A 6,676-nucleotide genomic window follows, 5' to 3' on the forward strand; every position below is an offset into this window, starting at 1 on the left:
TCCGCTGCCGCATCGACTTCAAGTACGCGATGGCCATGGAGCTGGACGACCCCGGATTCCACCACAGTGTGCTGGGCGACTTCCGTGATCGTCTCGCCGAGGACGGCCGCGCCGACCGCCTCCTCGACCTCGCACTCGCGCGCCTGAAGGAGGCCGGTCTCGTCCGCGAGCGCACCACCCAGCGCACCGACTCCACCCACGTCCTGGCCGCGGTGCGCGACCTGACCCGCCTGGAGCTGGTCACCGAGGCGGTCCGCGCCGCACTCGAAGAGGTCGCAGGCATCTCTCCTCATCTGCTGGACGAGCTGGTCGACGAGGGCTGGGGGCTGCGCTACGGCCGGCCGGTCCGCCTGGGGAAAAACCCCACCAAGCCCATGACCAGGATCCTTGCTACCGGAAACGACGCCGTCCGGCTTCTGGAACACCTCTGCCGGTACGGAGCGGACCGCATGTCCGGTCCTCGCGTCCAGGCTCTGCGGCAGATCATGGTGCAGAACTATCACCGTGATGCTGCTGGGCACCTGCGTTGGCGCACCGCCGAGAAGGAAGGCGGGGCGGGTCTGCCGCCGTCGTCGAGGGCGATCGTCTCGCCCTACGACACCTCGGCCCGCTACGCGCGGCATGGACACATCATCAGCTGGAAGGGGTTCGCCGCTCATCTGACCGAGACCTGTGCTGCCGACGGCCCCAACGTGGTCACGGATGTCGCCACCACCGCGGCCACCACCCACGACAGCCAGGTCCTGCCCGGCGTCCACACCCGCCTCGCCCGACGCGGCCTGCTGCCCGCCGAGCACCTGGTCGACGCTGGCTACACCTCCCTGCCCCACCTGGCACAAGCCGCCCGTGAACACCAGGTCACCGTCTCCGGGCCGCTGAAGAGCAACCCCACCCGCCAGCACCGCCGAAGCGAGGGCTTCGCCCGGGACGACTTCCACATCGACTTCGACCGTCAGCAGGTCACCTGCCCCCAGGGGCAGGTCAGCGCGGGCTGGCACGGCCCCTACCCGACCTCCTCACCCACCGCGGCCCCGCTGATCGTGGCACGGTTCACCAAGAGCCAGTGTCAGCCCTGCCCGGCACGCGCTCAGTGCACCACCTCCCGCGAAAGCCACCGCACCGTGGGCTTTCCTCCACGAGAGCTCCGCGACCTGCAACTCCGCATCCGCACCGAGCAGCAGACGCCCGGGTGGAAGGCCCGCTACGCGGTCCGCTCCGGAGTGGAGGGCACGGTCAACGAGTTCGCCCACGGACACGGCATGCGGCGCTGCCGCTACCGAGGACAGAGAAAGGCTCATGTCCAGCACGTCCTGACAGCCATCGCCGTCAACATCGAGCGCCTCAGCGGACTGCCACCAGCCGTGGAAGCCCTCACACCCCGCCAGCCGACTTCCTTCCAGAGGTACCTCGACCAGCGCGAGATCCCTCGCCTGAAGTCCTGGCGATCTCTGGGCAGTTGACTCCGCCGACACCAAGATCCCCGACAGAGTCAAGCTCAGGGTGTGTTCGGCGTATTGGTGGTCGAGAAGCCGCCAGCCGGATCATGAAGATCAACTTTTGACTGCACTCCATCGCGCTTATTGATCGTTAACGTCAGCCGTAGTGGGCGCCGGGGCCCGGTCCGTAAGCCCCGCCTCGTCCGCCCCGGCGCATGCGGCACTGCTTGCGAGGCTCGCCCCAAGTAGGCCCTGTCCTGCATTCACCTCATGACCGACCCCGTGCTTCGGCCTGGGTCCGTCGACTATCCAAGGACCAAAAAATGCAGCGTCCGCGCATCAACAAGCGCATCGCCCTGTCCTGCGCGGCCGTGGCCGCCGCAGCGGGCGCGGTCATCGCCCCCCTGGCTTCTTCGGCCCTGGCCGGCGACCATGACCTCACGGCAGCTTTCGACAAGGGGTCGGACAGCGGCTATCACCGCAGCTTCACCTTCAATCTGAACAACTCCGGCTCCTCCGCGGAGAAAGACTGGAAGCTGGAGTTCAACGTGTCCCAGGGCACGCCCCAGGCCAATTCCTGGGGCGTCAAAGCGGACCAGAACGGTCGCCATGTCACCCTCTCGAACGAAGGCAACGCGCCCGTCGCGGCGAAAAGCAAGCTACGGATCGACCTCGGCAACGACACTCCCTCGGGCGGAAAAACCAAGATCACCAACTGCGAGATCAACAGCCAGGCCTTCGACTGCGACAACGCACCGGCGCCGCCGGACCCTGACCACCAGCCTCCGACTGTCCCGGGCAACCTGACGGGCGCTGCCACCGATGACGGTTCCATCTCCCTGGACTGGGACGATTCGACCGACAACGTGGGCGTCCAGAACTACAAGATCTACAACAACGGCGTCCTGCTCACCGAGACCACCAACTCCAGCCAGATCGTGCTGGGCAAGGACGTCGGCATCAAGCAGGACACCACATACAACCTCTCGGTCTCCGCAAAGGACGCCGCTGGCAACGAGTCCGCCAAGAGCAACCCCGTCAAGGTCCATACGAAGAAGGTGACGCCCGATACCCAGCCGCCCACCGCGCCGTCGTCCCTGACGGCCACGGCCACCAGCGACCAGGCCGTGCACCTGAAGTGGGGCGCGGCCACCGACAACGTCGGCGTCACCGAATACGACGTGTTCCAGAAGGGCATCGACACCCCGGTCGCCACCTTTGCCAAGGACAAGCTCGAAGGCGATGTCACGGGCCTGAAGGCCAAGACGCCATACGAGTTCACGGTCAAGGCCAAGGACGCGGCCGGCAACACCTCCCAGGCCAGTGAGGCCGTCGACGTCACCACGAAGGGCGTGACCCCGCCCAAGCCGGACACCGTTCCCACGAACTTCGCCGTGCAGACCTACGGCATGGCCGACAGTCCGCAGACCGACTTCCTGGCGATGAGCTGGACGACTCCCAAGGGAACCGACGCCGCCCACAAGGTCCTGCGCTACGAGGCCGAGATCACCGACCAGGACGGCAACAAGTCCACCACCACGATCAACTACTACGACCCGGATGGTCTTGCGAAGTCGGTGCGCCCCGGCCCGGCCAACGGCGGCGACGCGATCGCTGACGTCCAGGTCGGCGCCCACCCGTCGTCGACGTACATCGTGAAGCTGCGCGCCCAGCTGTGGGACGGCTCCTGGAGCGAGTACACCGACGCCGTGACCGTGACCACCCCCGCCTCTTGACCTCGCCGACTCGCTTCCCAGAAGGACACCCATGAAGTTCCGTAAGAAGATCTCGGTGAGCACCGCCCTGGGCCTGGCCCCCGCCATGTTGGTCGGCCTCACCGCCACCGGCGCCTCGGCTCACGGCTCCAACGAGTTCCCGGCCTCCCGCATCTACAACTGTTGGCACGAGCAGACTAAAGGGGGCCAACTCGATGAGGGCTGCAAGCAGTTCATCGCGAAAGATCCCCAGGCCCTGTCCGAGTGGCAGTCGGTCAAGCATGGCGACGCCAACCGCAAGCATCACGCGGCTGTCCCGGACGGCTACCTCGCCAGCGCGAAGAGCGATAATTACAATATCCAGCAGCACCTGGACGACCACGGCATCCCGTGGAAGAGCACTGACCTGTCACAGCTCTACCAGAACGGGAACGAGATCGAGTTCAAGTGGTCGGCCAGCGCGAGCCACACGGGCCACATCTCGTACTACATCAGCAAGCCCGGCGCCGTGGAGAAAGCGGACAAGGAGAACCGGGATGTGAACTGGGAAGACCTCCAGGACATCCCCTTCCTGGTCGCCTACACCCACGACGACCGCTCCGGCGCGACCGATGACACGGGCACGGGCCTGGGCGCCCTCTACACGAACAAGGCCAAGCTGCCCAACAACCTGCCGCATGGCAAGTATGTGGTCTACGCCGTCTGGGAGCGCATGCTCCCGGGCGACAGCCCATCACCGCTGATCGACAAGGAGCACCAGATCTTCGGCAACAACGGCACCGGTGAGTCGTTCTACTCCTACAGCGACGTCACCCTGTGATGATCTGACATCCCTGTGAGCCCCCGGGCCGCCGCCGACTGCCTCCCCTCCCTCCTCCGGCGGCGGCCCTTCGCCATGCAAGGAGCGCACTTGCGTCACATCATCCGCAAGCCTGGCACCAGTAGAAGGACGCCTCCTGGGTCCGTCCGTCGCGACTGGGGTCGGCCGACGCCGGATCTGTCCGGTGAACGGCCCAGGCCAATGAGGAAGGCTGCCAGTTCGGGGAACTCGACCGCGGGAACACCAACGGTCCGGACGTCGAGTTCCATTCCCTTGTGCTCAGGCGTGATTCGGGCGAAGTCGCCAAGGAGATCGACAAGGATGGTCATTTCTGGGCGCATCGCAAGGAGTCCGCCGAGGTGTGCCGCGGCTGCCGGACGAAGCCGTCACGGCACACGATCTCAACGCCACTTGGATGAGAGCGCAGCTACGCTTCATGCGTTCGACCTGCAGTTGGGCAGGACCATCGATCCTCGCGTGTATCTCGGCATCGATCAGCACGATGACATAGCTGTGACGTCACTGCAGAGCAAAGCAGTCGACACTGATTACCCGGGCACCCGGCCCAGCCCCGAAAGCACCGCGCTCACCAGCTTGTTGGCAGCCATCAGATAACACCAACGAGCATCGGCTTCGCTCTCCGCCACCATCGAAAGGGAGCCAGGACCAACGGGGTGAACCGCAAGGGCCTCATTGTCTACCTGCTGACTGAAACGTGCCGTGTCCGTGAGCGCTCCGGGCAGGCCCACTGACCACGTTCGACGCCGGACGATGAGAGTCAAGCTCAGGACTTTGACGGCCTCTGCCGCGCCACGGGTCCTCAACTTGCTGACAGTTGCCTCGCCCCGGCTTGCGGCAGCATCGTGGACCGACTGCAGCGTCAGCCCCTGTTCTGCACCTACATACGGCAGCGAACACTGTCGTCGATGGAAAAATGGAATTCAACTTTTGGCCATCAGTGTCCAGCGCAAGAGCGGATACAGTCAAATCTCCAGGAAGACCACGCCTCTCCGGACGTCACGAAAACCGTGGCCTGCCCGGTGGGGCATTCACCCTCCTGCAGCGCCCTGAAGATGCTGCACCTTGCAGCAGTTGAGTCAATCTGCGAAATGGCCAAGAATATGAAGCTGAAGATCAGTCTCTTTGAAGCGAACTGCCGCAAGCGCGAAGGCGTTTTCTTTAACGACAAGCTTCACATTATGGCAGCCGGGGTCGTGGGCAACGAACCGGTCTCACATTTCACCAAGCCGCGGAAGATCGACAAGAGCGCGACGAACAGTGCCCCGCTGAGGTTCGAGGGGGAGGAGGCCGTGCTGTTCTATGGAGATATTCCGGAAACGGGGCATGTCAATCTCGAACTGACGGCCTGGGACTGGGATCTCGGCGAGCAGTGGGGCCAGGGAGAGTATGACAAAGCGCGAGATGCCATCACCCAGACGATCAAGGACGCCGTCCTTGCCATCCCCGCCCTTGTCACTATCCCCGCCGTCGCAGCTGTCCCCGCCCTCGCTGCCATCCCCGGCCTCGGTGCTATCGAACTCAGCGCCATCCCGGCCCTGGGTAAGTTGACCCACGATGTCTACAGCGTTTACAAGGCCGTAGCGGAGGGGAACGCCGCGTTCGACGCCAATCCCGATGCCATCGCCGCTGTGGTCGCCGCAGCCGGGACCGCCGGCGTCAAGCCCGCAGGCCCCAATGCCATCGCCGCCCTGGTCGACGCAGCCAAGACCGCCTGTGCCAAGCTCACCGACGCCGACTCCGACGCCATCGCCAACGTGGTCGACGCAGTCAAGACCGTCGGCGCCAAGCTCACCGACGCCGGCACCGCCGCGAACCCCGATCTCATCATCAGCGCCGTCGAGAACCTCAACCGCGCCCTCAAGGACGCCAACATCGACACTGGTGCGAATGTTGAGCACTTCATCGGCATTGCCAAGGATCTCAACGATGCTCTGAAGGGAGACAAGAAAGCCCAAAAGACCCTTGCCGCGACGGTCGCTGCAGCGGTCTCCTACCAGGTGTCCAAGCGCATCGAATCCGACAAGAAGGATCTCCTCGGGCGTCATTCCATCAGCATTCCTCTGACCGGGAATCTGGAAGACTACGATCGCGTGTACCGGTGGGACTTCAAGAGCCCTTCGCATCGCAGCTGGGTCCAGGACCGCTACTCCAGCTGGGACTACAGCGTGGCTTACGACATTCGCCTTGTAGATTGAGAACATCCCGCCGGGAAGTTCTTGCCGGACGTCATGCACGGTGATTTGAACGAGCCGTCTTGAGCAACCGAACGCGCATGCTCAGCAGCTTGTGGGGCGGGCCATCCTGCTCCGGAAGCCGCTGAGCACAGCGGTCCGATCGCACGCAACGGCGCGGCGCGGACGTGGCCATGGAGCGGGCGCCCAGAGCATGCGATGCGGCCGCGGTGCCTATCTCGCAGGCGCGCTGACGGGTGGGATGCCCGCGCATGACGATGGGGACACCCCTGGCCCGCCGTGGCGCATATGAGGTCCGCTCACTCGTTTCAGATGCACGAAGTGCGTGATACTGACAAGACCCATGAGGGCGGCATGATGGGCGGTCTGTTCAGGATGCGGCCGACGAGCATCCCGGGTGCGCCGCACCTCCGAGCGGCACCGTGCGGGCTGTGCCACTGAGAAGCCATCCGCATTCCGAATGTGATCGTTGGGTTTCTGCTGGTCGGGCAT

Annotated in this window: 4 protein-coding genes; all 4 read left to right on the forward strand. The window is 64.7% G+C overall.

The window, feature by feature from the left end; genetic code table 11:
- On the forward strand, window positions 1-1,460 hold a 1,460-nt coding region (locus I5Q34_RS23385), incomplete at its 5' end, for a transposase (protein WP_199894358.1).
- A 299-nt stretch (window positions 1,461-1,759) separates the two neighbouring features.
- Entirely contained in the window at window positions 1,760-3,172 is a 1,413-nt protein-coding gene (locus tag I5Q34_RS23390) for a fibronectin type III domain-containing protein (protein WP_199894359.1), read from the forward strand.
- A 31-nt stretch (window positions 3,173-3,203) separates the two neighbouring features.
- On the forward strand, window positions 3,204-3,971 hold the full coding sequence (locus I5Q34_RS23395; RefSeq protein ID WP_199894360.1) for a lytic polysaccharide monooxygenase: 768 nt from the start codon (window positions 3,204-3,206) through the stop codon (window positions 3,969-3,971).
- A gap of 926 nt (window positions 3,972-4,897) precedes the next feature.
- Window positions 4,898-6,187, forward strand: a complete 1,290-nt coding sequence (locus I5Q34_RS23400) for a hypothetical protein (protein ID WP_199894361.1) — start codon at window positions 4,898-4,900, stop codon at window positions 6,185-6,187.
- The last annotated feature ends 489 nt before the right edge of the window (window positions 6,188-6,676 follow it).

The sequence above is a fragment of the Streptomyces sp. AV19 genome (genome assembly GCF_015999245.1).
Classification (GTDB): domain Bacteria; phylum Actinomycetota; class Actinomycetes; order Streptomycetales; family Streptomycetaceae; genus Streptomyces.

Coding starts and splice junctions, on each gene's coding strand:
- I5Q34_RS23390 (WP_199894359.1), top strand. CDS start 1,760: ATGCAGCGTCCGCGCATCAACAAGCGCATCGCCCTGTCCTGCGCGGCC.
- I5Q34_RS23395 (WP_199894360.1), top strand. CDS start 3,204: ATGAAGTTCCGTAAGAAGATCTCGGTGAGCACCGCCCTGGGCCTGGCC.
- I5Q34_RS23400 (WP_199894361.1), top strand. CDS start 4,898: ATGGAAAAATGGAATTCAACTTTTGGCCATCAGTGTCCAGCGCAAGAG.